The sequence below is a fragment of the Agromyces mediolanus genome (assembly GCF_044917495.1).
GTDB lineage: Bacteria > Actinomycetota > Actinomycetes > Actinomycetales > Microbacteriaceae > Agromyces > Agromyces mediolanus_B.
The window spans coordinates 168,384-191,941 of sequence record NZ_JAVSSI010000008.1 but is presented as its reverse complement, the minus strand read 5'-3'; the positions used below and the strand labels follow the sequence as shown (position 1 = coordinate 191,941).

24 protein-coding genes are annotated in these 23,558 nt (G+C 73.8%); 11 read left to right on the top strand and 13 right to left on the bottom strand.

The window, feature by feature from the left end; all coding sequences use genetic code 11:
• Window positions 1-22: 22 nt before the first annotated feature.
• Both ROT00_RS13185 and ROT00_RS13180 read right to left on the bottom strand, forming a co-directional pair.
• Window positions 23-1,030, bottom strand: a complete 1,008-nt coding sequence (locus ROT00_RS13185) for an amino acid ABC transporter permease (RefSeq protein ID WP_404775482.1) — start codon at window positions 1,028-1,030, stop codon at window positions 23-25.
• A 2-nt stretch (window positions 1,031-1,032) separates the two neighbouring features.
• Window positions 1,033-1,929 (bottom strand): ABC transporter substrate-binding protein, encoded by an 897-nt coding sequence (locus ROT00_RS13180; protein WP_404775481.1) that lies wholly within the window; start codon window positions 1,927-1,929, stop codon window positions 1,033-1,035.
• 245 nt (window positions 1,930-2,174) lie between these two features.
• Between ROT00_RS13180 and ROT00_RS13175 the strand changes: the two genes are divergently transcribed.
• From ROT00_RS13175 to ROT00_RS13140, 8 genes are all read left to right on the top strand, one after another.
• Window positions 2,175-3,383 (top strand): MFS transporter, encoded by a 1,209-nt coding sequence (locus ROT00_RS13175; protein WP_404775480.1) that lies wholly within the window; start codon window positions 2,175-2,177, stop codon window positions 3,381-3,383.
• Between the two features lie 44 nt (window positions 3,384-3,427).
• The gene (locus tag ROT00_RS13170) at window positions 3,428-4,255 is read left to right on the top strand and encodes an aldo/keto reductase (protein ID WP_404775479.1); all 828 of its coding nucleotides are present in this window, start codon (window positions 3,428-3,430) and stop codon (window positions 4,253-4,255) included.
• A 223-nt stretch (window positions 4,256-4,478) separates the two neighbouring features.
• Window positions 4,479-5,354, top strand: coding sequence for a DUF4349 domain-containing protein (locus tag ROT00_RS13165; RefSeq protein WP_404775478.1), 876 nt, complete (start codon window positions 4,479-4,481; stop codon window positions 5,352-5,354).
• Between the two features lie 9 nt (window positions 5,355-5,363).
• Window positions 5,364-6,521, top strand: a complete 1,158-nt coding sequence (locus tag ROT00_RS13160) for an acyl-CoA dehydrogenase family protein (protein WP_404775477.1) — start codon at window positions 5,364-5,366, stop codon at window positions 6,519-6,521.
• Window positions 6,522-6,634: 113 nt separating this feature from the next.
• On the top strand, window positions 6,635-6,811 hold the full coding sequence (locus tag ROT00_RS13155; RefSeq protein ID WP_404775476.1) for a hypothetical protein: 177 nt from the start codon (window positions 6,635-6,637) through the stop codon (window positions 6,809-6,811).
• A gap of 7 nt (window positions 6,812-6,818) precedes the next feature.
• Window positions 6,819-7,700: an alanyl-tRNA editing protein gene (locus ROT00_RS13150; RefSeq protein WP_404775475.1), complete on the top strand. Its 882-nt coding sequence runs from the start codon at window positions 6,819-6,821 to the stop codon at window positions 7,698-7,700.
• A 41-nt stretch (window positions 7,701-7,741) separates the two neighbouring features.
• A complete protein-coding gene (locus ROT00_RS13145; RefSeq protein WP_189085917.1) occupies window positions 7,742-8,236 on the top strand; it encodes a cation:proton antiporter regulatory subunit in 495 nt (164 codons plus the stop codon).
• A gap of 13 nt (window positions 8,237-8,249) precedes the next feature.
• Complete coding sequence (locus tag ROT00_RS13140) at window positions 8,250-9,440, top strand: cation:proton antiporter (protein ID WP_404775474.1); 1,191 nt, start codon at window positions 8,250-8,252, stop codon at window positions 9,438-9,440.
• A 67-nt stretch (window positions 9,441-9,507) separates the two neighbouring features.
• On the opposite strand, the gene ROT00_RS13135 is transcribed toward ROT00_RS13140, so the two are convergent.
• A complete protein-coding gene (locus tag ROT00_RS13135) occupies window positions 9,508-10,614 on the bottom strand; it encodes an LLM class flavin-dependent oxidoreductase (RefSeq protein WP_404775473.1) in 1,107 nt (368 codons plus the stop codon).
• 101 nt (window positions 10,615-10,715) lie between these two features.
• Here ROT00_RS13135 and ROT00_RS13130 point away from each other — a divergent pair, with 101 nt between their 5' ends.
• Window positions 10,716-11,444 carry an NADPH-dependent F420 reductase gene (locus ROT00_RS13130; protein ID WP_404775472.1) on the top strand — a complete coding sequence of 243 codons (729 nt, stop codon included), beginning with the start codon at window positions 10,716-10,718 and terminating at the stop codon, window positions 11,442-11,444.
• Between the two features lie 16 nt (window positions 11,445-11,460).
• Here the strand turns inward: ROT00_RS13130 and ROT00_RS13125 are convergent, their stop codons facing one another.
• Window positions 11,461-12,948, bottom strand: a complete 1,488-nt coding sequence (locus ROT00_RS13125) for an MFS transporter (protein WP_404775471.1) — start codon at window positions 12,946-12,948, stop codon at window positions 11,461-11,463.
• 274 nt (window positions 12,949-13,222) lie between these two features.
• Between ROT00_RS13125 and ROT00_RS13120 the strand changes: the two genes are divergently transcribed.
• On the top strand, window positions 13,223-13,861 hold the full coding sequence (locus tag ROT00_RS13120) for a hypothetical protein (protein WP_404775470.1): 639 nt from the start codon (window positions 13,223-13,225) through the stop codon (window positions 13,859-13,861).
• Here ROT00_RS13120 and ROT00_RS13115 read toward each other — a convergent pair.
• Together ROT00_RS13115 and ROT00_RS13110 are read right to left on the bottom strand one after the other, a co-directional pair.
• Complete coding sequence (locus ROT00_RS13115) at window positions 13,786-14,403, bottom strand: GNAT family N-acetyltransferase (protein ID WP_404775469.1); 618 nt, start codon at window positions 14,401-14,403, stop codon at window positions 13,786-13,788. The two genes, ROT00_RS13120 and ROT00_RS13115, sit on opposite strands and share 76 nt — an antisense overlap.
• An 83-nt stretch (window positions 14,404-14,486) precedes the next feature.
• A complete protein-coding gene (locus ROT00_RS13110; RefSeq protein WP_404775468.1) occupies window positions 14,487-14,939 on the bottom strand; it encodes an SRPBCC domain-containing protein in 453 nt (150 codons plus the stop codon).
• Between the two features lie 86 nt (window positions 14,940-15,025).
• Between ROT00_RS13110 and ROT00_RS13105 the strand changes: the two genes are divergently transcribed.
• The gene (locus ROT00_RS13105) at window positions 15,026-16,012 is read left to right on the top strand and encodes an AraC family transcriptional regulator (protein ID WP_404775467.1); all 987 of its coding nucleotides are present in this window, start codon (window positions 15,026-15,028) and stop codon (window positions 16,010-16,012) included.
• Between the two features lie 124 nt (window positions 16,013-16,136).
• Here the strand turns inward: ROT00_RS13105 and menC are convergent, their stop codons facing one another.
• From menC to allB, 7 genes are all read right to left on the bottom strand, one after another.
• The gene (gene menC, locus ROT00_RS13100) at window positions 16,137-17,426 is read right to left on the bottom strand and encodes an o-succinylbenzoate synthase (RefSeq protein ID WP_404775466.1); all 1,290 of its coding nucleotides are present in this window, start codon (window positions 17,424-17,426) and stop codon (window positions 16,137-16,139) included.
• Entirely contained in the window at window positions 17,423-18,253 is an 831-nt protein-coding gene (locus ROT00_RS13095) for a hypothetical protein (RefSeq protein ID WP_404775465.1), read from the bottom strand. The genes menC and ROT00_RS13095 overlap by 4 nt, the downstream gene beginning before the upstream one ends.
• A gap of 118 nt (window positions 18,254-18,371) precedes the next feature.
• Complete coding sequence (pucL, locus tag ROT00_RS13090; RefSeq protein WP_404775464.1) at window positions 18,372-19,319, bottom strand: factor-independent urate hydroxylase; 948 nt, start codon at window positions 19,317-19,319, stop codon at window positions 18,372-18,374.
• Between the two features lie 3 nt (window positions 19,320-19,322).
• Complete coding sequence (gene uraH / locus ROT00_RS13085; RefSeq protein ID WP_404775463.1) at window positions 19,323-19,664, bottom strand: hydroxyisourate hydrolase; 342 nt, start codon at window positions 19,662-19,664, stop codon at window positions 19,323-19,325.
• Window positions 19,665-19,746: 82 nt separating this feature from the next.
• Window positions 19,747-20,244, bottom strand: coding sequence for a 2-oxo-4-hydroxy-4-carboxy-5-ureidoimidazoline decarboxylase (gene uraD / locus ROT00_RS13080; RefSeq protein ID WP_404775462.1), 498 nt, complete (start codon window positions 20,242-20,244; stop codon window positions 19,747-19,749).
• Window positions 20,245-20,415: 171 nt separating this feature from the next.
• The gene (locus tag ROT00_RS13075; protein ID WP_404775461.1) at window positions 20,416-20,892 is read right to left on the bottom strand and encodes a peroxiredoxin; all 477 of its coding nucleotides are present in this window, start codon (window positions 20,890-20,892) and stop codon (window positions 20,416-20,418) included.
• A 144-nt stretch (window positions 20,893-21,036) separates the two neighbouring features.
• Window positions 21,037-23,556 carry an allantoinase AllB gene (gene allB / locus ROT00_RS13070; RefSeq protein ID WP_404775460.1) on the bottom strand — a complete coding sequence of 840 codons (2,520 nt, stop codon included), beginning with the start codon at window positions 23,554-23,556 and terminating at the stop codon, window positions 21,037-21,039.
• Between the last annotated feature and the right edge of the window lie 2 nt (window positions 23,557-23,558).

The following is a 23,558-nucleotide window of genomic DNA, read 5'->3' as shown; positions in this document are numbered from 1 at the left end:
GCGGGCGCCGTCGTCTGCTCGCTCATCGTGCGTCTCCTCCGTGCTTGGCGGCGATGCCCGCGTCGCCGGCTTCGCTCTCGTCGAGTTCGACGGCCGACATCGAGGCCGTGACCGGGCCCGGCCCGGCATCGGGCCGCGCACCGACCCCGCGGGCGAAGCGCTTCTCGAGGAAGAACTGGCCGACCATCAGCACCGAGGTGATGGCGAGGTACCAGATCGACGCGACGATCAGCAGCGGGATCGGGTTGAAGATCTCGACCGAGATATCTCGGGTGCGGGTGTACAGCTCGAGCGTGAACGGGACGGCCGTCGCGAGCGAGGTCGTCTTCAGCATCGAGATGACCTCGTTGCCGGTCGGCGGGATGATGACGCGCATCGCCTGGGGCAGCACGACGCGGCGCATCGTCTTGCCCCAGCCCATGCCGAGCGCCGTCGCGGCCTCGTGCTGGCCCGGGTCGACCGAGAGCAGGCCCGCCCGCACGATCTCGGCCATGTAGGCCGACTCGTTCAGGCCGAGGCCGATGACCGTCAGCCAGAAGGCGTTGAAGAGGACCTTCGTCGGGAACGACACCCACGGTTCCATGAACGGGACGCCGAGGTCGATCGAGGAGTAGATCGTGGCGAGGAGGCCCCAGAACACGAGCTGCACGTAGACCGGGGTGCCTCGGAAGATCCAGAGGTACACCCAGGCGACCGACTTCAGCACCGGGTTCGGCGACTGCCGCATCACCGCGAGGATGATGCCGAGCACCACGCCGATGATCATCGAGAGCACCGTGAGCAGCAGGGTGAACCCGGCCGCCTGGGTGACGCGCTTGTCGAAGACGTACTTGCCGACGGAGGGCCAGTCGAAGGCCTCCCGCTGCGCCGCGTCGATCACGAAGACCGCCACCGCCGCGAGGAGCAGCACCGCGACGACGATGCGCCACGGATGCCGGAGCTTCACGACCTTCTCGGGCATGCCAGACGGGGCCGGCGCCCCGCCCGCCGGCGCGGGCGATGCTGCCCGGCCGGCCGACGAGTCGCTCATCGTCAGGTGCCCGCGTTGATGTCGATCGTCTTCACGCCGCCGGCCTCGACGCCCCACTTGGCGAGGATGTCGCCGTAGGTGCCGTCGTCGATGAGCGACTGCATCGCGGCCTGCACGGCCTTCGCGAGCTCGGAGCCCTTCTTCACCGGGAAGCCGTAGGGGGCGGAGTCGAAGACCTCGCCGGCCTGCACGAGCTTGCCGTCGGTCTGGGCGATGGCGTACCCGGTCACCGGGGAGTCGGCGCTCATCGCGTCGGCCTGACCGAGGACGACGGCGTTCGCGGCCGCCTCCTGCGTGTCGAACGGGGTGATCTCGATCGCGGGCTTGCCGGCGTCGACGCAGGCCTGGCTCTTCGCCGGGAGCTCGTCGGTGTGCTCGTAGGTGGTGGCCTGCACGGCGACCTTCAGGCCGCAGGCGTCGTCGGGGTCGACGGTGCTGCCCTTCGGGGCGGCCCAGAGGATGCCGGCGCTGTAGTAGTCGACGAAGTCGACCTGCTTCTGGCGCTCGGCGTTGTCGGTGAAGGAGGACATGCCCATGTCCATCGTGCCGCCCGTGATCGACGGGATGATCTTGTCGAAGCTCGCGATCTCGTAGGTGATCTTGAGCCCGAGCTTGGCACCGAGCGCGTCGACGAGGTCGACGTCCCAGCCGATGGGGTTGCCATCGGCGTCCTTGTACTCGTTGGGCGGGTAGGCGGCGTCGGTACCGACGACGAGCACGCCCGCGCTCTTGATCTCTTCGGGCAGGAGCGCGACCGCGGCGTCATCCACGGCGATGGATGCGCCCGTGTCGCCGCCCGGGGCGTCGGTCGGCGGTGTGCTGTTGTCGACGCAGCCGGTGAACAGCAGCGCGGCCGCCGATGCGATGGCGGCCGGGAGGAGCAGACGTCGGGTGTTCATGGTGGGACCTCTGTCGTCACGAAGTGATTGGGGACACGTACGACGACGTAGCGTAATCTCCAGGGCTCCGTCGCCGTGGCCCGAGCATAGCCCGCCCGCTCACGCCGGCCGGGCTGCGCGACCGAATACGCCGCGATCCCGCGTTCAAACGCACGAATTTGCCATCAATGAGGATTCGAGCGCAGCAATTCGTTCATCTCGCGATCACTTCCACTTGGGCTCGTCGTCGCTAGGCTGGTGCAACTGTGGGGAGCTACTCGGAACTGCTGAAGACCAGGGGCGTCGCCCGTATCATCGCGGCGCAGCTGACGGCCAGGTTCCCCTCCGGCATGCTCTCGCTCGCGTTCCTCCTGCACGTCGAGCAGCAGACCGGCTCCTACGGCTCCGCCGGGCTCGTGCTCGCCGCCACCTCGATCGGACAGGCGGTCGCCGGACCCCTCACCAGCCGCATGATGGGCCGCTTCGGCATGCGGCCCGTGCTCATCACCACGCTCGCGATCTGCGTCGCCGCGATCGTCGCGATCGGCGTCATCCCGCCGATCATGCCGCTCTACCTCGGCATCGGCCTGCTCGCGGGGCTCTCGACGCCGCCGGTCCAGCCCGCCGTGCGCACCATCTACCCCAAGATGGTGAACTCCCGTCAGCTCACCCCGCTCTTCTCCCTCGACGCCTCGGCGCAGGAGATCATCTGGGTCGTCGGCCCGGTCGTCACCACCTTCGTCTCCACCCAGATCGGCACCATCTGGGGCATCCTCCTCGCCGCCGCGCTGATGGTCGTCGGCGGCGCCTGGTTCATCTCCTCCCCCGAACTCGGCCGCGTGCGGATCCCCCGCTCCAAGCGCCGTTTCGGCGCCGTGCTCTCCCGCCCGCCGGTGCTCCTCGCCACCGTCGTCGGCTTCCTCCTCGTCGGGGCGTGCGCCGCCATCGAGGCCGGCGTCGTCGCCGTCTTCGGCCACGGCGGCCCGGAGGCCGGGATCGTGCTCGCGATCTTCTCGATCGGCAGCCTCGCGGGCGGCCTCTTCCTCGGCCACGCGCCGATCAGTCCGTGGTCGACGGCCCGGCGCATGTTCATCGTCTTCGCCGGCACCGCGCTCGCCGCGGCGGCGATGGACTTCTGGTGGCTCGCGGCCACCCTGTTCGTCGCTGGCATCGGCATCGCCCCCGCACTCGCCGTGCTGTTCGCGATCGTCTCGGCGAGCGTGAAGTTCTCCGACACCGCCGAGGCGTACGGCTGGGTCGGCACCGGGCAGCTCATCGGCGCCGCGCTCGGCTCGGCGCTCGCCGGCTTCCTCATCGACGGCAACGGCGCGCAGGGCGCGTTCTGGGCCGCCGCCGCGCTCGCCTTCCTCGGCACCCTCGTGCCGGCGCTCGCGAAACGCTGGCACCCCGATCTCCGCGGCCGCGACGCGAGCCCGATCCCCGACACCGAGCCGGTGCAGGTCACCCCGAGCTGACGGCCCGCGCAGCGATCCAGCCGATGAACGACGAGGAGGCCCAGATGCCCGCCCACCAGGTCCCCCTGCTCCCGCTCGCCGACGGCGCTGCGATCCCGCAGCTCGGCTACGGCCTCTACAAGGTGCCCGCCGAGGACGCGAGCCGGCTCGCCCTCGACGCGATCGCCGCGGGCTACCGGCACCTCGACACGGCCGCGTTCTACGCGAACGAGTCGGAGGTCGGCCGCGCGGTGCGGGAGGCCCCGGTGCCCCGCGAGGAGCTCTTCGTCACGAGCAAGGTCTGGAAGGACGACAACGGCTACGACGAGACGCTCCGCGCCTTCGACGCCTCGATGGCGCGGCTCGGGCTCGAGCGGATCGAGCTCTACCTGATCCATTGGCCGGTGCCGTCCACCGACCGCTACGTCGGCAGCTGGCGGGCGCTCCTCCGCCTCCGCGACGAGGGCCGGGTGCGTTCGGTGGGCGTCGCGAACTTCCACACGCACCACCTCGACCGACTCGTCGACGAGACCGGCGAGGCGCCGGTCGTGAACCAGGTGGAGCTCCACCCCTGGCTGCCGCAGCGCGAGCTCCGCGCCGACGACCGCGCGCGGGGCATCCTGACCGAGGCGTGGTCGCCGCTCGCCCGCGGCCGGGTGCTCGACGACCCGACGCTCGCCGCCATCGCCGCGAAGCACGGCCGGACGCCGGCCCAGGTCGTGCTGCGCTGGCACGTGCAGCTCGGCAACGCGGTGATCCCGAAGGCGTCCTCGCCGGAGCGGATCCGCGAGAACCTCGACGTGTTCGGCTTCGCGCTCGACGCGGCGGACCTCGCCGCGATCGCCGCGCTCGAGTCGGGCGAGCGGACCGGGCGCGACCCCGACCTCGACTGATGAACCGGGCCTCGACTGATGAACCGGGCCTCGGCTGAACCGGGCCTCGGCCGAGGGGCGCCGGCGGCGCACCGCCTCCGGCACGCGCACCGCCGCTGGACGAACGAGCGCGGCGCGCGGTTGGGCCCGTTGCACGACTCCCAGCAGACGGCAACGCGATCGTGACCGGACTCCCAGCGCCCGGTCAGCCACGGCGCCCCGCCGCCGCCCTAGCGTGTGGGCCATGACCACGACGACGCGATCCAGGCGGCCCCTCGCGGCCCTCGCCGCGGCGGCGTTCGCCGCCCTCCTCCTCGCCGGCTGCACCGCGCAGGGCGGCGGCGGCTCGGCCCCGGCCGTGCCGGTCGGGCCCGGCGCTCCGCTCGCCGACGAGTCCGGCGCTGCGGCGGGCGACGTGGACGCGGCGGCGGACGGCACGAGCGAGCGCAGCGTCGTCACGACGGGATGGCTGCAGCTCACGGTCGACGACCCGCTGCGCGCGGCGGCGGATGCCGCGGCCATCGTCGACGGCGCCGGCGGCCACCTCGACCATCGCTCCGAGACCCCGGGCACCGACACCCAGGCGGCGCGCGCCTCGCTCGTGCTCCGGATCCCCGCGGACGCGCTCGACGAGACGATGACGGAGCTCCGGAAGCTCGGCCGCGTCGACCAGCTGTCGATGGATGCCTCGGACGTGACCCTCCAGCGCGAGGACCTCGAGGGGCGCGTCGAGGCGCTCACCGGTTCGGTCGCCCGCCTGCAGCAGCTGCTCGCCGGGGCCGCGACGACCGCCGAGCTCATCGAGATCGAATCCGAGCTGACCACCCGGCAGGCGGAGCTCGACAGCCTCGTGCAGCAGCGGGCGGCCCTCGTCGAGCAGATCGAGTACGCCACCGTGAGCCTCGAGCTCGTGACCGAGGGGGTGGCGCCGAGCGCGGGACCCGACGACTTCTGGTCGGGACTCGCCACCGGCTGGGAGGCGCTCGCCGCGTTCACCGCCGCCGCGCTCGTCGCCCTCGGCGTCGCGCTGCCCTGGCTCGGGGCGCTCGCCGTCCTCGGCGCGCTCGTCGTCGGCATCGTGCTCCTCGCGACCAGGCGTCGGGGCGGCCGGCAGGCGTAGGCTTCGGGTGTGGGCCCTGAGACACTGCTCGATGACACCCTGCTCGACCGCATCCGCGAGCGCGCGGCCGGCTACGACCGCGACAACGGCTTCTTCACCGAAGACCTGGCGGAGCTCCGGGAGAGCGGATACCTCCGGGCGCTCGTGCCCGTCGAGCTCGGCGGACTCGGCTGGAGCCTGGAGGACGCGGTGCGCGGCCAGATCCGCCTCGGCGGCGCCGCCCCGGCGACGGCGCTCGCCGTCAACATGCACCTCGTCTGGACCGGTGTCGCGAAGGTGCTGCACGAGCGCGGCGACGACACCCTCGACTTCCTCCTCCGCGAGGCCGGCGAAGGCGAGCTCTTCGGCTTCGGCATCAGCGAGGCCGGCAACGACCTGATGCTGTTCGGCTCGCGCTCCGAGGCCGACCCGCAGCCCGACGGCGGCTACCGCTTCACCGGGCGGAAGATCTTCACCTCCCTCTCGCCCGCCTGGACCCGGCTCGGCACGATGGGCCTCGACACCGTCTCGGCCGACGCGCCGAAGCTCGTCTACGCCTTCATCGACCGCGAGGACCCGGACGTCAAGATCCTCGACGACTGGAACACCCTCGGCATGCGCGCGAGCCAGAGCCGCACGACCGTGCTCGACGGGGCCTACGCCGCACCCGACCGCATCGTGCGCCGCCTCGACCCGGGCCCGAACGCCGACCCGCTCGTCTTCGGCATCTTCGCGAACTTCGAACTGCTGCTCTCGGCGGTCTACACGGGCATCGGTGGCCGAGCCATCGAGCTCGCCGTCGCCGCGGCGCGGCGACGCACCTCGATGAAGCACGAGGGGCGCTCGCTCGCAAACGATCCGGACATCCGCTGGCGCATCGCCGACGCCGCGATCGCGCACGACGCGATCGAGCCCCAGCTGCGCTCGCTCGCCCGCGACGTCGACGAGCTCGTCGACCACGGCGCGCAGTGGTACCCGAAGCTCGCCGGGGCGAAGGTGCGCGCGACCGAGACCGCGAAGCGGGTCGTGGATCAGGCGGTCCGGGTCGCCGGCGGCTCGAGCTACTTCGCCGGCAACGAGCTCGGCCGGCTCTACCGCGACGTGCTCGCGGGGATCTTCCACCCCTCCGACGACGAGTCGGCGCACGGCACCGTCGCGAACGCGCTGCTCGGCCCGGCCGAGGACTGAGCGCCGGTCCGCACGGACGGGGCGCCACCGGCCGCGAGGGCCGCGGGCCGCCCGCGCCGCTGGCTAGACTGGAGGAGGCGGCATCCGCCCGCACTCGCACTCTGGAGGTCGTTGTGAACGTCGTCGCTTTCCTCATCGCCATGGGGCTGTTCCTCTTCGGCATGTGGCTCATGGGCACCGCGCCGCACCTCGCCGGCGTCGAGGCGATCGTCTTCTTCGCGGGCATCGTCAGCATCGCGCTCGCGATGGCGATCCCGATGAACCTGCTCAGCCGTCGCGGCGGCGCCTGACCCGCCGATGACGTTGCCCGCCACCGCGACCCGCGTCTCCTATCCCGCCGGTGCGCTCGCGAGCACCGCGACGGTGCTGCACGTCGCGCCCGCCGGGGACGGCCGCGCCGCGGTCGTGACCGACGTCACGAGCTTCCACCCCGTCGACGCCGCCTGGCCCGACCAGCCGGCCGACCGGGGCGTCCTCCGCGCGGTCGGGCGGGAGCTGACGATCGTCGACGCCGTGGTCGCGGCGACGGATGGCGAAGCGCTGCACCTCGGCGACGAGATCCCGGTGCGCAAGGGCACGGAGGGCTGGACCTTCCTCGTCGCGCACCTCGTCGACGCCGACGTCGCGCCCGCGGAGGGCGACCCCGTCGAGATCCTCGCCGACCCGGCCGTCCGCGCGGGGCTCAGCGTCGGGCACACGGCATGCCACCTCGCCTCCCTCGCGCTGAACCGGGCGCTCGCGACCCGATGGTCGAAGGAGCCCCGGCAGGACGCGCTCGGCTCCCCCGACTTCGACGGCACCGCCATCCAGTCCTCCCGCATCGAGGCGGACGGCTCCGTCGACCGGTACCGGCTCAACAAGTCGCTGCGCCGCGCCGGCTTCGACACCGCCTCGCTCGACGAGGCAGCCCTCCCCGCGCTCGCGGCGGAGGTGCAGGCGACCCTCGCCGAGTGGGTCGCCGCCGACGCGCCCGTGCGCATCGAGGCGGAGGGCGAGACGCTCACCGACCGCCGCTTCTGGGTCTGCGAGCTGCCGGGCGGTGCCGCGCGGATCCCCTGCGGCGGCACGCACGCCGGGTCGACCGGCGCGCTCGGCACCGTCGAGGTGGGGTTCGAGCTCGGCGACGACGCGGGCACCCCCGTGCTCGTCATGACGACGCGCGCGACGCCGCGGGGCTGAGCCTGCCGGAGCACCCCTCCGGCGGGAGTACCATTGCCGACGTGGGAATTCGCATCGAGAAGGTCGACCTGCCGGGCATCGGCGTCCGGCACGATCTCGTGACCGAGCACGGTCGCCGGATCAGCGTCGTCTCGCACCGCGACGGCGAACGCGACCTCGGGGTCTTCGACGAGGACGACCCGGACGCCTGCCGCAACTCCGTTCCGCTGAACGACGAGGAGGCCGCGGCCCTCGCCGACGTGCTCGGCGCCTCGGTCATGCTCTCGCGGCTGACGAGCCTCTCCGACGAGACGGCCGGGCTCTACACGGAGCAGATCGCGCTGCCGACGGACTCGCCGTTCCTGAACCGCACCCTCGGCGACACGAAGGCGCGCACCCGCACGCACGCCTCGATCGTCGCGATCGTGCGCGACGGCCAGGTCATCCCCTCGCCCACCCCGGCCGAGTCGCTCCGCGCCGGCGACGTGATCGTCGCCGTCGGCACGCGCGAGGGCCTCGACGGCGTCTCGCGGCTGCTGGCCAACGGACCAGACTGAGTCCGCGCCCCGTATGCACGAGACCACGCTGCTCCTGATCGAAGTCGGCGCGCTGCTTCTCGGCATGAGTCTGCTCGGGCGGCTGGCCCTCCGCATCGGCCTGTCTCCCATCCCCTTCTACCTGCTGCTCGGCCTCGCCTTCGGCCAGGGCGGCATCGTGCCGTTCGACGCGAGCATCGAGTTCCTGCAGACCGGCTCCGAGATCGGCGTCATCCTGCTGCTCGCGCTGCTCGGCCTCGAGTACACGGCGGGCGAGCTCTTCGACAGCCTGAAGTTGGCGCGCGCGGCGGGCATCGTCGACGGCCTGCTGAACGCCCTGCCGGGCGCCGCGATCGCGTTGCTCCTCGGCTGGGGGCCGATCGCGGCGGTCGCGCTCGCCGGCGTGACCTGGGTGTCCTCCTCCGGCGTCATCGCGAAGCTGCTCCGCGATCTCGGCCGCCTGTCGAACCGCGAGACGCCGGCGCTCCTCGGGGTGCTCGTGCTCGAGGATCTCGCGATGGCGTTCTACCTGCCGGTGCTCTCGGCCATCGTCATCGGCGTGAGCCTCTGGCAGGGCGCGATCGCGGTGGCGATCGCGGTCTCGGTGGTCGTCGTGATCCTCTACATCGCGCTGCGGCACGGCAACATCGTCTCGAAGCTCTTCCCGGCCGACCACGCCGAGCCGCTGCTGCTCGGCGTGCTCGGCCTCACGATGCTCGTCGCGGGCGTGGCGCAGGAGGTGTCGGTGTCGGCCGCGGTCGGCGCGTTCCTCGTGGGCATCGCGCTGTCCGGGCGGGTCGCGGCGGCGGCGAGCCAGGTGCTCACCCCGCTCCGGGACCTCTTCGCGGCGACGTTCTTCGTGTTCTTCGGGCTCACGACCGACTCGTCGAACCTGCTGTCGATGCTCGTGCCCGCGCTCGTGCTCACGGTCGTCACCTCGGCGACGAAGGTCGCGACGGGGGCGTTCGCGGCCAGGCGGGCGGGCGTGGCCGCGCTCGGCCAGTGGCGGGCGGGCTTCAGCCTCATCCCCCGCGGCGAGTTCTCGATCGTCATCGCCGGGCTCGCGGTGACCGCCGGGGTGACGCCGGCCCTCGCGTCGCTCGCGACGGACTACGTGCTGCTCACGATCATCCTGGGCACCTTCCTCGCCCGGATGCCGGATGCCATGTGGTTCCGCCAGGCGGTGCGCCGGCGCCGGCTCGCGAAGGAGCCGGCGCCGAGCTGAGGCATGGGTGCACGGCGGCGGCCTGCGCCGGGCGCTGCCGGTGCGGGCGCGACCGGGTCGGGGCGCCTCAGCCCTCGGCGGCGGCGTCGGCGCGATCGGCGCGCGCGAGGCGCTCGGCATCCGTCTCGGACGCCCCCTCGGCTGCCGCGAGCAGCTCCCGGACGCGCGGGACCACCTCGCTGCCGTAGCGCTCGATGCTGCCCATCATGGCCTCGTGCGGCAGCGTGCCGTTCGAGTACTTGAGGTCGAAGCGCACCGCGCCGACGTTGCGCATCGCCGCGGCGATCTTCTGCGCCACGGTCTCGGGCGAGCCGGCGAAGAGCGCGCCGTGGGCGGAGGCCTCCGCCTCGAAGTGCTCCCGGGTCACCGCGCCCCAGCCGCGCTCGCGCCCGATCCGGTCGATGATGACCTGGTAGTGCGGCCAGAGCACGTCGAGCGCCTCCGCGTCGCTGTCGGCGATGAAGCCCGGCGAGTGGATCGCGACGGGCTGCTCGGGCTTGCCGAACTGCGCGAGCGCCTTCCGGTAGAGATCGGCGAGCGGGGCGAAGCGCGCGGGGCTGCCGCCGATGATCGCGAGCACGAGGGGCAGGCCGTAGTGGGCCGCGCGCACCACGGACTCGGGGCTGCCGCCGACGCCGATCCAGGTCTTCAGCCGGCCGTGCTCGACGGGCGGGAAGACGCGCTGCTCGGTGAGCGGGGCGCGGAGCGCGCCCGACCAGGTGACCGGCTCCTGCTCGAGGAGGGCGGCGAAGAGCTCGAGCTTCTCCTCGAAGAGCTCCTGGTACTGGGCGAGGTCGTAGCCGAAGAGCGGGAACGACTCGATGAAGGAGCCGCGGCCGAGGATGACCTCGGCGCGTCCGCCGGAGAGCCCGTCGAGCGTCGCGAAGCGCTGGAAGACGCGCACGGGGTCGTCGCTCGAGAGCACGGTCACCGCGGAGCCGAGGTGGATGCGCTCCGTGCGGCCGGCGATGGTGCCGAGCACGACCTCGGGCGCCGAGACGGCGAACTCGTGGCGGTGGTGCTCGCCGATGCCGAAGAAGTCGAGCCCGAGACGGTCGGCGAGGACGGCCTCCTCGACGATGTTGCGGAGCACCTGGGCGTGGCTGAGCGTCGCACCATCGGATCCGACGGTCACGTCGCCGAAGGTGTCGAGGCCGAATTCATACGTCTGCATGCTTTGCGGAACCTCCCCCGCGCTGAGACTATTCCCGAACGGCGCGGAGCGGAATCCCCGAGCGCCCGGCGGGGGCGCCCGGCGGGCGGCGCACCCGGGGAATGCCGCCCGGCCCCCGGACGTTGCACCGCATGACGAACGGGCCCAGCGCCCGACCGAGCAGAGGGAGTGGAACGCAGGTGGAGCAGCGGCCGACGATCGGCATCTTCGGCGCCGGAAAGGTCGGCACCGCCCTGGCGCGTCTCCTCGTGGAGGCGGGTTACGAGGTGCGCATCGCCGGCTCGCCCCGGCAGACGGCCCTCGAACTCCTCGTCGGCGTCGTCGCGCCCGGGACGCGCGTCGCCACCCCCGACGAGCTCGTCGCGGCATCCGACGTCGTGATCGTCGCCGTGCCGTTCGGCAAGGCCGGCACGGTGCCGTGGGCGAGCTTCGACGGCCGCATCGTCGTCGACGCGATGAACTACTGGCCGCCGATCGACGGGCAACTGCCCGAGGTCGACGCCGACCCCCGCTCCACCAGCGAGCAGCACGAGACCCGCAACCCCGAGATGCGGCTCGTGAAGTCGCTGAACCACCTCGGGTACCACGACATGGAGGACGACGCCCTCCCCGCGGGCGACCCGCTCCGCCGCGCGCTCGCCGTCGTCGGCGACGACCCCGACGCCCGCGCGACGCTCGCCGGCATCATCGACGCGATCGGCTTCGACGCCGTCGACGGCGGGCCGCTCGCGAACGGCCGGGTGCTCGAGCCCGGCAACCCGGCCTTCGGCCGGGAGCTGTCCGCGGCCGAGCTCGAGGGCATGTTCGCGGCCGCACGCGCCGCGGCCTAGTCGAACCGGGCTCCCGCTAGCCGAGCGCGCTGCGCCGGCGTCGGCGGGCGCCCAGGTCGACGAGGCCGACCGCGAGGGCCACGGCGAGGAGCACCGCGACCGCGAGCATCGCGAGCGCGTAGGCGTCGTGGTACACGTCGATGCCCGCGCCCCCGCTGCTGCCGTCGCCGCCCGACTCGCGGTAGATCGTCGCGTAGAAGATCGAGAGCGTGAGCGCGGTGCCGATCGCCGTGCCGATGCGCTGACCGAGCTGCCCGACCGAGCCCGCGAGCCCGCCCTGCTTCACCGGCACGTCGGCGAGGGTCAGCGTCTGGTTCGGCGAGACGACGAATCCGCCGCCGGCACCGGCGAGCACCATCGCGGCGGCCATCGCCCAGGGCGTCCACGCCTCGGGGGTCGAGACGGCCGCGAGGACGAGGAGCCCGACGCCCGCGAGGAGCAGCGCGATGCCCCAGACGACGAGCGGCCGGCCGAGCCGATCGACGAGACGCCCGCCGATCATCGAGGTCACGGCGCTCACGAGGGCGAAGCCGATGCCCACCATGCCGGCGTACACCGCCTGGAGGCCCAGGCCGTGCTGCAGGTAGAGGGTGGTGAGCAGGAACATCGACGGCATCGCCGCGAAGTACACCGCGGCGAGCACCGTGCCGTTGCGGAACGAACTCACCCGGAAGAGCGCGAGCGGGACGAGCGGATGCCGCCCCGTCGCCGCGTAGCGCCGCTCCCAGGCGACGAAGGCGATGAGTCCGAGGACGAAGACGACGAGGGTCCACCAGCGGGCCGGGTCGTCGTCGGGCGAGCCCGTCGTGAAGAGGAACGGCCACATCAGCGAGAGCACGGTCACCGCGAAGAGCAGCACGCCGACCGGGTCGAGCTCCAGCCGCCCGGGCGAGGGCAGCCGGGTCTGCGGCAGCAGCCAGACGGCGAGCGCGATCGCGACGAGGGTGAGCGGGACGTTCATCCAGAAGATCCAGCGCCAGCCGTCGCTCGGGCCGCCCACCGCGATCGCGAGGCCGCCGAGCGTCGGGCCGAACGCCGTCGCGAGACCGATCGTCGCCCCGAAGAGCCCGAAGGCCTTCCCGCGCTCGGCGCCCTGGAAGAGCTGCTGCACGAGGCCGATCACCTGCGGCATCTGGATGCCCGCGGCGACGCCCTGCAGGAGCCGGCCGACGAGCAGCACCGCGCCGTTCGGCGCGAGCGCGCAGATGGCGCTCGTCACGAGGAAGAGCGAGAGCCCGATGAGGAACATCGCCTTGCGCGAGCGCTGGTCGCCGATGCGGCCGGCCGGCACGAGCGTGAGTCCGAAGGTGAGGACGTAGCCCGCGACGACGAGCTGCAGCTCCGTCGGGCTCGCCCCGAGGGCCGACTCGATCGAGGGCAGGCCGACGTTCACCTTCGAGAGGTCGAGGATCGTGAGCGCCGCGACCGACACGCACACCCAGTAGGCGCGCCAGCGCTTGTCGGGGCTGAGCGGGATCGACTGGGTCAGCGGTGGATTCGACATCCGTTCCAGACTAGGCCCGCGGGCGCGCACCGGCCCGGTCGCGGCGAATCGGACGGCGGGCGGATGGCGCGCCCGCGACACACCCGCGGAGATCCTGTCGCCCGCGCGACATCCGCTGCGATTCGTGCCGCGCCGGCCGGGAGAAAACGGGCGATGTCCTCATAAATGAGGAATAGCGCACACCGCGGACCGGGCGCATGATGAACGGGTTATGTCGAGGGCACCGGTGGATGAGGGGAGCGAAGGTGTTGGGGACTCATCCACCCTGCCTCCCGTGATCGACCGGGCGGGCCTGCGAGTGCGGACCCTCCGTCCGCGCCGCACGCTCGGCTGGTCCATCGGACTGCCGATCGCGACGCTCGCCCTGCCGCTCCTCGGCCTCGCGCTCTGGGTGCTCTACCGCCCGGGCAGCACCCGGCCGTTCCTCCTCGTCGGCGTGCTCGCGGTGCTGATCGCGGGCGCCGTCGCCCTCGCGTTCCTGCAGTACCGCCGGACGCAGGCCTCGGTGAGCCCCGCGGGCATCGTCGAGCGCGGCTTCTTCGGCGGCACCAAGACGATCGCGGCGCGCGACATCTCGGGCGTGCTGCGCGTGCAGCTGTACCGCGGCGCGAGCTCGGAGACGAGCTCCCAGCTCTTCGTCGTCGACCGCCGCGGGCACTCGGTGTTCCGGATGCGCGGCGGCTTCTGGGACGAGGGGACGATGAACCTCGTCGCCCCGGTGCTCGGCGTCGACGAAGTGGTGCGCGAGGAGCCCGTCACGATGGCGGAGCTCCGCCGCACGGACCCGCGGCTGCTCTACTGGTTCGAGCGCCGTCCGAAGCTGCGCGCCGGGGAGGATCAGGCCGTGCTGATGCCGAAGACCGGCGCCGTCGGCGTGCTCGACGGCAGCTCGACGAAGCCCAGCCGCTCGTAGAACGCCCGCGCCTGCGCGTTCGCCGGATCGATGCCGAGGTGGACGCCGGGCACGCCGCGCCCGTGCAGCGCCGCGCGCAGCACGTCGATGAGCCGACGGCCGAGTCCCTGGCCCTGCGCCTCCGGCAGCAGATCGATGTGGAGGTGCGCGGGGTAGTCGTCGAGCTCGGCGACGAGCATGCGGTCCGGCTCGCGCCCGGCTTCGAGGAGCCGTTCCTCGCTGAAGGCGGGCTCACGGCCCGTCGGCGGCCCCGGGTGCGGATGCCGCGCCGCGAAGCCGGGCGCCCACTCGCGGCGCCACCAGTCGACGAACGCGCGGGTGTCGGCGACGCCCAGCACGTAGCCGACGACGCGATGCCCGTTCGTGACCACGAAGACGAGCGAGGGGTCGTAGGCGAGGTACGGCAGGGCGAAGACCTCGGGCATGAGCGCGTCGTCCGAGTAGCGCCCGCTCGCGTCGCCGCCCGCGATCGCGGTGCGGAGGCAGACGTCGGCGATGTCGTCGCGGTCGGCCGGCTGGTACTGGCGGATGAGCAGGGTCATCGCGTCGCGCTTTCGGCCATGCCGCGATCCTAGCGGCGGCCGGTGACGGCCGGCCGCCGCTCGGAGCGCGGGCGCCGCTCGACTCAGCCCGGGAACGGCAGTGCGCGCCCCGTCTCGACGTAGCTCTTGAAGCTCGAGAGCACGTGGGGCCAGGTCTCCGCGGTCTCCTCGGCGGCCGGGTGCCCCTCGCTCCACTCGTCGTTCGTGAAGCTCGCCTTCGTGAGCCCCTCCCCCGCGCGCTCCAGGCGCCAGGTCATCCGGCTCCGCAGCTCGGCGTGGTTCTCGCGGTAGCTCGGCCCCGGATGCTCGCTCAGCTGCAGGAGCGTCGGCGGCTCCGCGGCGAGCACCTCGCCGTAGACGTGCACGGTCTCGTCGCCGTCCTGGCCCGGGCCGACGTACTCGTAGCGGGAGCCGGGCGTGAGCTCGCCGCGGAGCACGCTGCCCCACATGACGGCCCGGCTGCCCGCCTCACCCGTGATGGCGTCCCAGACGGCCTCGGGCTCTGCGGCGATGTAGATGGTCATCTCGAAGTCCATGGACTCGCTCCGTTCGCGGTCTGCGTTCCGCGGGCCGGTCGGCTCCGCGGTCGGGATCGACGCTACGGACGCGACGCCGCCGCGGATTGAACGAACGCGACGCCCGCTCGGCCGCCGGCGCCTGCGCCCGCTGCGTCGACGGCGACGACGGCTGCGTCGGCGGCGCCCGCGGCGTCGGCGGCGGGGTGCAGACTGGGCGGATGGCGGATGACCGGGCCGACGCGTACTGGCGCACCCGCACCGGCGCGCCCCGGAGCCGCGGCGTGCTCGCCCCCGCAGCGGGCGACCCGGCGATCGGCGCGGCGGGGTCGCCGATCGGGATGACCCGGCACGCGCCCGCCCCCGCCCTCGCCGCGCTCGTCCGGCACTACTGGATCCCCCGCTGGACTCTCCCGCCCGGGCGCTCGGTCACCCAGCGGGTACTCGAGTACCCGAGCGCGAACCTCGTCGTCGAGGGCGGCGAGGCGGCGGTCTGGGGGCCGAGTCCCGGCCTGGGCTCCCGCACGCTCACCGGCAGCGGCTGGGCGTTCGGGGTGCTGCTCCAGCCCGGGGTCGCGCCGCTCCTGCTCGGGCTGCCCGCGCGCGCCCTCGTCGGCGCCGAGCGGGGCGTCCCGCTCGCGGACGTGCCGGGTGCCGACGACGCCCTCCCGCGGGTGGCCGCAGCGACCGCCGCGGGCGACGAGGCGGGCGCCGTCGCGGCGTTCGAGCACTGGTTCGGCGGCCTCGGTCTCACGCCGGACGACGACGCCCTGACCGTGCGGCGGCTCGTCGAGCGCGCCGAGCACGACCGCGGGCTGACGCGGGTGGCCCAGCTCGCGGAATCGGAGGGCCTCGGCATCCGCCGCCTCGAGCGGCTCGTGCGCGAGCAGCTCGGGCTGACCCCGCGCTGGCTGATCCGCAGGTACCGGCTGCAGGAGGCCGCCGAACGGCTCGCGGGCGAGGGCTCGCCGCCGCTCGCCGAGCTCGCCGCCGAGCTCGGCTACGCCGACCAGGCGCACTTCACCCGGGAGTTCCGCACGGTGATCGGCGAGACGCCCGGCGGCTACGCGCGCGCCGCGCGGACCGCCCGCTGACCTCACACAACTCAGGAACATGTGGCAGCTACGCGCGGGCAGAGATTCCCACACCCCCGGAATGACGCGGATGTCGCGACGGCCGTTCCTGAGTGGTGTGAGCGGGGGCGGGACGGGGCGCGGCTCAGCGCAGGAGCACGGGCGGCGCGCTCGCCCACGCGCGGACGAGCTCCTCGCGCACCTCGACGCCGCTGCCCGGCCCGCCCGGCACCGCGAGCTGGCCGCGATGCTCCCCGGATCCGAGCACGAAGGGCTCGGTGAGGTCCTCGGCGTAGTAGCGGTCCGAGGCGGACGTGTCGCCCGGCAGCAGGAAGCCCGGCAGTGCAGCGAGCGCCACGTTCGCCGCCCGGCCGAGCCCCGTCTCGAGCATGCCGCCGCACCAGACCGGCACCTCGAGCGCCCGGCAGGCCTCGTGCACGCGCAGGGACTCGAGGTAGCCGCCCATCCGGCCGGGCTTGATGTTCACGATGCTCGTGGCGCCGCGCTCGATCGCGTCGAGCGCGGTCGTGCGGTCGAGGATCGACTCGTCGAGGCAGACCGGCGTCTCGCACGCGGCGGCGAGCTGCACGTGCGTCGCCAGGTCCTCCTCGGCGAAGGGCTGCTCGATGAGGAGGAGCCCGAAGCGGTCGAGCTCCGCGAGGAGCGGGATGTCGGACTGGCGGTACGCGGTGTTCGCGTCGACCTGCAGGAGCCCGGCCGGACCGAGCAGCTCGCGCACCGCGCCGACCGGGACGAGGTCCCAGCCCGGCATGATCTTCAGCTTGATCCGCCGGTACCCCTGCTCGACGTAGCCGGCGACCTCGTCGAGCAGCTCCTCCAGGGTGGGGGCGATGCCGACCGAGACCCCGCAGTCGACCCAGTCGCGCACGGCGCCGAAGCACTCGGCCATCGAGCGGCCCTGCGCGCGCAGCTCGGCGTCGAGCACGGCCGTCTCGAGCGCCGCCTTCGCCATCCGATGGCCGGCGACGACGGCGAGCGCGGGGCCGACGGCGGCGGCCGCGGGCACCGACGCGATGGCCGCCGCTGCGCCGCCCCCGGGCGACGGCGGACGGCTCGCGGGCCCGCCGTGCGCCTCGTGCCCGCCGGGCGCACCGGGGGTGCCGTGCGCCTCGTGCCCGCCGTGCGCACCGAGGGTGCCGTGCGCCCCACTCGCCGAGGCGGCGAGGAGCGCCGGCGCGAGGTAGCGCTCGATCACGGCCGCAGCGCCGTCGACGTACTCCGAGGAGTAGAACGGCTCCCGGCCCGCGACGCACTCCGCCCAGCCGTCGCCGCCCGTGGTGCGGACGCGCACGAGGAGCGCCTCGCGCACCGTCTCGCGCCCGAAGGAGGTCTCGAAGGGGCGCACGAGCGGCACCTCGATGCGGTGCAGCTCGATCGCCTCGAGCTGCACGGGCGCGGTCGTCCGCTCGCTCATGCCGCCTCCCGGTCGGGGTCGTCCTCGGTGAACACGTAGTCGCCCGCGGCGTCGAGCTCCGGGCGGAGGCCGGCGCGCGCCATCCGCGTGAACGCCGCGACCGAGTCGGCGCGGAGGCGCGCCGCCGCCGAGGCGTCCGCGATCCGCAGCGCCTCGTAGTCCGGGACGAGCGCGACGCCGTCGTCGCCGCGCCACTCCGGCGCCGGCGCCCCGGCGAGGGCGCGGTGCACGCGCGGGGCGTCGAGTCGCCAGCGCACCTCGAAGCGGTCGCTGCGGTCGCTGCCGGAGATCGCGTCGCCGAGCACGCCGTAGAACTCCGGCAGGTAGTCGGCGACCTCCGCGCCGAGCCGCAGGAGGTTCATCCTGGCGTTGCGGCGGATGAGCGGATCGTAGGTCCAGCGGATCTCGCCGACCCCGTGCTCGAGGCACACCGCGCGCTGACGGAGTTTCAGCGCGGCCCCGATGCCGCGCCCGCGCGCCGCTCGGGTGACGGCGTTCATGTGCGAGTGCAGGTGCAGGCCGCCCGACCAGCCGAGGAAGCCGAGCGTCGCGCCGAGCACCTCGCCCGGCGCCGCGAACGGCGGCGTGCCGGAGGCGTCCACGCCCCCGTCGTCGTCGGGGACCGCGACGAGCACGGTGCCGCCGGCGTGCGCGAGCGCCCGGATGGTGGAGTCGTCGAGGCCGCGCCCGGCGCCCCAGGTCGCCTCGAAGCGGGCGAGGACGGCGTCGATCTCGCCGAGGGCGGCCGGGCGGGTGCGGATGCCGCAGCGGGCGTCGGCGGCGTCGGCGGTGCGGCGGGCCTCCTGCGCGCCGTCGGGCTGGGTCATGCCTCGACGCTATCCGCTCGTACGACCGGCCGTCGAGCCCGCGGCGGGCGAGCGAGCGGGCACGACTGCGGGCGCCGCGCGAGTGCGCGGCGCCCGCAGGGCCGGTCGGCGGCCGGCGTCAGCAGAAGGCGCCGACGCTCTCCCAGGCCGCGGGTGCGGGGGCGAGGCCCTCGCGCGTGACCGTCGCCTCGATCAGCCCGTAGGAGCGGTCGGAGGCGTAGAACACCTCGTTCGGGTTGTCGAGGCCGAACGGCGCGAGATCGACGACGAAGTGGTGCTTGTTCGGCATCGAGAAGCGGATCTCGGCGATCTCGGGATGCCGCTCGAGCGCCGCCTGACCCATCTCGAAGAGGGTCGTCTGCAGCGCCGCCGAGTAGTGCTCCGTGAACGCCTCGAGGAGGATCGCCTTCACGCTGTCGTACGTCGCGTTGTAGTCGACCTCGGCGCCGGGGCGGTAGCGCCACCGGGTCGAGACGCTCGTCGCGAGGATGCGATCGGTCGTCTCCTGGAGCGTCGTGTAGCGGTCCTTCGGGTAGCCGACGAAGCCCGACTGCGTCGTCTTCAGCACGACGAGGTCCTTCAGCCCGGCGATGACGTGCCGCTCCTCGCCGTCGGCGACGACCGCGGCGGTGCGCACCTCCTGGCCCGAGCGGACGAAGGCGTGGTCGTGCTCCTGCCCGTGGGCGACGATTCGCTCCCACGGGTAGCTCTCGGCGAGCCAGCGGCCGCCGGTGACCCAGTCGAAGGAGCCGATGAAGTGCTCGGCGAGGCGCTGCAGGAACGCCTCGGGCGAGCCGATGCCGTCGCGGGCGAAGGCGAAGATCGTGTTCTTCTGCGTGTCGGTCGCGACGACGTGGGAGTTGTCGCCCGCGAGGTGCGCCCCGGCGAAGTCGCCGCGGAGCTGCGAGGTGACGTTCAGGTCCTCGATCTCGTGGCGGTCGGTGTCGCGGGTCACCTTGACGACGCGGACCTCGGCCTTGCCGTACTGGTTCGGGCCGAGCACGATGCGGCCGGCGTCGCCCGCACCGTCGGCGGACTCGGTGGCGGTGGTCAGGATGTCGGTCATGAGCTAGCTTCCTCGGTAGGTCGAATAGGCGAAGGGGCTGAGCAGCAGCGGCACGTGGTAGTGCCGGCCGTCGTCGGCGACGGTGAAGCCGATCAGCACCTCGGAGTAGAAGGTGTCGGTGCCGGAGGCGGCGAAGTACGCCCCGGTGTCGAAGCGCAGGCGGTACTCGCCGCCGGGCACGCGCTCGGGGCCGAGCTGCTTCGCGCGGCCGTCGGCGTCGGTGGTGCCCGCCGCGACCGGCTCCCAGCCCTCGCCCGCCCGGCGGGAGAGTTCGACGGCGATCCCCGGACCGGGGACGCCTCGCTGGGCGTCGAGCACGTGCGTCGTGATCTGCGAGACGGTCATGGCAGGGTTCCCTCCAGGAGGTTCGGCGTCGGTGGGGTCGGCGTCGGTGGGCTCGGCGCAGGCGTCGCGGGCTGTCGGGCGGTCATGCCGCGATCGCCCCCTCGAGCCGGAGGACGGCGATCTCGCGCAGCTGGGCCGCCACGATCTCGTCCTCCTCGGCGTCGTCGTGGCCGAGCCGCTCGGTGAGCGCCGCGAGGATCTCCGCGGCGCTGCGTCCGGCCGCCCGGATGAGGAACACCCGGCCGAAGCGCTCCTCGTAGGCGAGATTGCCCGCCGCGAGCCGCTCGGCGAGCTCGGCGTCGGCCGGGTCGACCCCGGCCTGCTCGGAGCGCGACAGGGTCGCCTCCCGGCTGCCGCCCGCCGCGCGTTCGCCGATGCGCGGATGGTGGCCGAGCGCGCGCTCGACCTCCTCCGGCGTGAACGGCGACGCAGCCGCGCCCGCCGCGGCGAGGAGCTCCGCGACGGAGCCGTAGGGCCGCCCGTCGGCGAGCTCGTCGCACCATCTCGGCACGTCGATGCATGGTCGGAGGAGCTCGATCGCCTCCCGGCGGTCGGCTCCGTTGAACTGTTCAAGCTTCATCGCTTGATCCGCTTCCTTCGTCTGCTGGCATCCACGGTGTAGGAATACGAAAGCTAGCTTTCATATCGTGGAACTGTTATTTCAGCATGCGACAACTTTATCAAGCGGATGCCGCGTCGGCAATGCCTGCGACGTCATCGGCGCATCGTCGCCGACGCGGCATCCGCCGTCTCAGACCCCGAGCCGCTCGCGGAGGCGCGCGACGTGGCCGACCGGGTCGACGTTGTATTCGACGGAGGCGACCCGCCCCTCCGGGTCGACGACGACGGTCGAGCGGATGACGCCGTCGAAGGTGCGGCCCGCGACCGTCTTCTGGCCCCAGGCCCCCCACGCGCGGGCCGTCTCGGCCCCCTCGTCGGAGAGCAGCGGATAGCTCAGCTGCTCCGCGGCGGCGAACTCCGCCAGCCGGTCCACGGAGTCGGGCGAGACGCCGAGCACGACGTAGCCGGCGCCCTGGAGCGAGGCGAGGTTGTCGCGGAAGTCGCACGCCTCGGTCGTGCAGCCGGGCGTGAACGCCGCCGGATAGAAGTACACGATGACGGGACTGCCCCGGTGCTCGGCGAGGCTGCGCCGGGCGCCCGTGGCGTCGGGCAGCTCCAGCTCGGGGGCCGGGCGGCCGGGCTCGAGCTCGTCGGATGAGGCGATCATGTCGGTGCTCCTGTCGTTCGGCGGGAAGGCGTAGGCGTTCGGCGGGAAGGCGTGGGCGTTCGGCGGGAAGGCGTGGGCGTGGGCGTGCTCTGGGCAGGCGGAGGCGGGGCCGGGGCGGCGGCCCCGGCCCCATCGGTGGGCCGGCTACTCGTCGTTCCCCACCCGGAGCAGCCGGCCCCGCGGGAGCCCGCGGTCGATCTCCGCGCCCGCGAGGAACGCGGTGCGGACGACCCCGGTGAGCTCGCGCCCGTCATAGGGGGTGACCGGGTGCCGGTGCTCGAGCGCACCGGCATCCACGGTGAAGCGGTCATCGGGCGCGAACACCGCGAAGTCGGCGGCGACGCCGACCTGGATGCGGCCCTTGCCGTGCAGCCCCGCGCGGTCGGCGGGGCGCGACGACATCCACTCGACCACGCGCTCGAGCGGCACGCCCCGGCGCCGCGCCTCGCTCCACACGAGCGGCAGGCCGAGCTGCAGCGAGGCGATGCCGCCCCACGCCTGCTCGAAGTCGCCGTCGCCCGCGTACTTCAGCTCGGGCGTCGCCGGCGAGTGGTCGGAGACGATGAAGTCGATCGTGCCGTCGACGAGGCCCTGCCAGAGCGCGTCGCGGTTCGCCTCGCCGCGGATCGGCGGGCAGCACTTGTACGCCGTCGCGCCGGCCGGCACGGACTCCGCGACGAGCGTCAGGTAGTGCGGGCACGTCTCGACGGTGAGGTCGACGCCCGCCGCCTTGGCGGCGCGGATCTGCGGGAGCGAGTCCGCGCTGCTCAGATGCAGCACGTGCGCCCGGGCCCCGGTCTTCGCGGCCCGGGCGATCACCTCGGCGATCGCGGCGTCCTCCGCCTCGTGCGGCCGGGAGGCGAGGAAGTCCGCGTACGCGGGTCCGCCGCGGTGCGGCGCCGCGTCGATGAGGTGCGCGTCCTCCGCGTGCACGAGGAGGAGCGAGCCGCGCGCGGCGACGACCGCCATCGCCTGCTCCATCTCCTCGGGCGTCACCTGGGGGAACTCGTCGACCCCGGAGTGCAGCAGGAAGCACTTGAAGCCGAACACGCCCTCGTCGACGAGGGGCGAGAGCTCGGCCAGGTTGCCCGGCACCACGCCGCCCCAGAAGCCGACGTCGACGACGACCTGGTCCGCGGCGACGGCGCGCTTCTCCTCGAGCGCGGCGACCGAGACCGTCGGCGGGATGCTGTTCAGCGGCATGTCGACGATCGTCGTGACGCCGCCCGCGGCGGCCGCGCGGGTCGCGGAGGCGAAGCCCTCCCACTCGGTGCGGCCGGGCTCGTTCACGTGCACGTGCGTGTCGACGAGGCCGGGCAGCAGCACCTCGCCGGCGCCGAGCTCGACGAGGCGGGCGCCCGCGAGCCCCGTGCCGAGCGGGGAGATCTGCACGATCCGCCCGTCCCGGACGCCGATCTCGGCGGCCCGCTCGACGGGCGCGCCGCGGTCGCCCGCGAGCAGGGCGCGCTCGGCGCGCAGCACGAGGTCGAAGGCGGGGGCGGCGGATGCCGCGTCGCCGGATGCGGCGGCGGCGATGAGCTCGGTCACGAGGTCCTCCGAGAGTCGGGTGAGCAGGGCGCCGGCGTTCGCGATCGACGCGGCCGGATCGGGTTCGAGCTCGGCGAGCGAGCGGACGGAGGCGAAGCCGGAGGCGGCGAGCGCCTCGGCGTCGAGCTCGCTGCGTCCGCAGACGGCGTGCACGGGGATACCGGCCCGGCGCGCCGCGCGCGCGACCCCGAGCGGAGTCTTGCCCATGAGGCTCTGCGCGTCGAGGCTGCCCTCCCCCGTGATCACGAGATCGGCGCCCGCGAGCGCGGCCTCGAGGCCGGTGAGCTCGAGCACGACGTCGATGCCGGGGCGGCGCTCGGCGCCGAGCACGGCGAGCGCGGCGAAGCCGACCCCGCCGGCGGCTCCGGCGCCCGGCGCCTCGGCGGCCGATCGGGCGGAGCGGGCGAGCACCGCGTCGTGGGCCGACAGCACCTCGACGAAGCGGGCGAGGGCCGCGTCGAGCGCGGCGATGCCCGCCGCATCCGCGCCCTTCTGCGCGGCGAAGACCGCGGCGGCGCCGTGCGGCCCGAGCAGCGGATTGTCGACGTCGCTCGCGAGCACGAACTCGGCGTCCGCGAGCCGCGGGTCGAGCCCGCCGAGCTCGATGCGGTCGAGCCCGGCGAGCGCGGCGCCGCCCTCGGGGAGGTCCCGTCCCGAGGCGTCCAGCAGGCGTGCGCCGAGCCCGCGGAGGAGCCCGGCGCCGCCGTCGGTGGAGGCGCTGCCGCCGATCGCGAGCACGATGCGCCTCGCCCCGGCGTCGAGGGCGGCCACGATCAGCCGCCCCGTGCCGAGGCTCGTCGCGCGGCCGGCATCCCGCTCGTCCGCCGGAAGCAGCTCGAGTCCGGAGGCGCGGGCGAGCTCGACGACCGCCTCGCCGCCGCGCAGCCCGAACTCGGCCTCGAGCTCGGCCCCGAGCGGCCCGGGAACCCGCGCGCTCCGTGCGGCGAAGCCCGCCGCGAGCGCGGCGTCGAGGGTGCCCTCGCCGCCGTCCGCGACCGGCACCTCGACGAGCTCGATCCCGGGATCCGCCCGGCGCGCGCCCGCGGCGACCCGCCGGGCCACCTCCGGGGCGGACAGGGATCCCTTGAACTTGTCGGGGGCGATCACGACGCGCATGC

Coding starts and splice junctions, on each gene's coding strand:
- ROT00_RS13185 (WP_404775482.1), bottom strand. CDS start 1,030: ATGAGCGACTCGTCGGCCGGCCGGGCAGCATCGCCCGCGCCGGCGGGC.
- ROT00_RS13180 (WP_404775481.1), bottom strand. CDS start 1,929: ATGAACACCCGACGTCTGCTCCTCCCGGCCGCCATCGCATCGGCGGCC.
- ROT00_RS13170 (WP_404775479.1), top strand. CDS start 3,428: ATGCCCGCCCACCAGGTCCCCCTGCTCCCGCTCGCCGACGGCGCTGCG.
- ROT00_RS13165 (WP_404775478.1), top strand. CDS start 4,479: ATGACCACGACGACGCGATCCAGGCGGCCCCTCGCGGCCCTCGCCGCG.
- ROT00_RS13150 (WP_404775475.1), top strand. CDS start 6,819: ATGACGTTGCCCGCCACCGCGACCCGCGTCTCCTATCCCGCCGGTGCG.
- ROT00_RS13140 (WP_404775474.1), top strand. CDS start 8,250: ATGCACGAGACCACGCTGCTCCTGATCGAAGTCGGCGCGCTGCTTCTC.
- ROT00_RS13135 (WP_404775473.1), bottom strand. CDS start 10,614: ATGCAGACGTATGAATTCGGCCTCGACACCTTCGGCGACGTGACCGTC.
- ROT00_RS13130 (WP_404775472.1), top strand. CDS start 10,716: ATGCCGCCCGGCCCCCGGACGTTGCACCGCATGACGAACGGGCCCAGC.
- ROT00_RS13125 (WP_404775471.1), bottom strand. CDS start 12,948: ATGTCGAATCCACCGCTGACCCAGTCGATCCCGCTCAGCCCCGACAAG.
- ROT00_RS13115 (WP_404775469.1), bottom strand. CDS start 14,403: ATGACCCTGCTCATCCGCCAGTACCAGCCGGCCGACCGCGACGACATC.
- ROT00_RS13110 (WP_404775468.1), bottom strand. CDS start 14,939: ATGGACTTCGAGATGACCATCTACATCGCCGCAGAGCCCGAGGCCGTC.
- menC (WP_404775466.1), bottom strand. CDS start 17,426: ATGAGCGAGCGGACGACCGCGCCCGTGCAGCTCGAGGCGATCGAGCTG.
- ROT00_RS13095 (WP_404775465.1), bottom strand. CDS start 18,253: ATGACCCAGCCCGACGGCGCGCAGGAGGCCCGCCGCACCGCCGACGCC.
- pucL (WP_404775464.1), bottom strand. CDS start 19,319: ATGACCGACATCCTGACCACCGCCACCGAGTCCGCCGACGGTGCGGGC.
- uraH (WP_404775463.1), bottom strand. CDS start 19,664: ATGACCGTCTCGCAGATCACGACGCACGTGCTCGACGCCCAGCGAGGC.
- uraD (WP_404775462.1), bottom strand. CDS start 20,244: ATGAAGCTTGAACAGTTCAACGGAGCCGACCGCCGGGAGGCGATCGAG.
- ROT00_RS13075 (WP_404775461.1), bottom strand. CDS start 20,892: ATGATCGCCTCATCCGACGAGCTCGAGCCCGGCCGCCCGGCCCCCGAG.
- allB (WP_404775460.1), bottom strand. CDS start 23,556: ATGCGCGTCGTGATCGCCCCCGACAAGTTCAAGGGATCCCTGTCCGCC.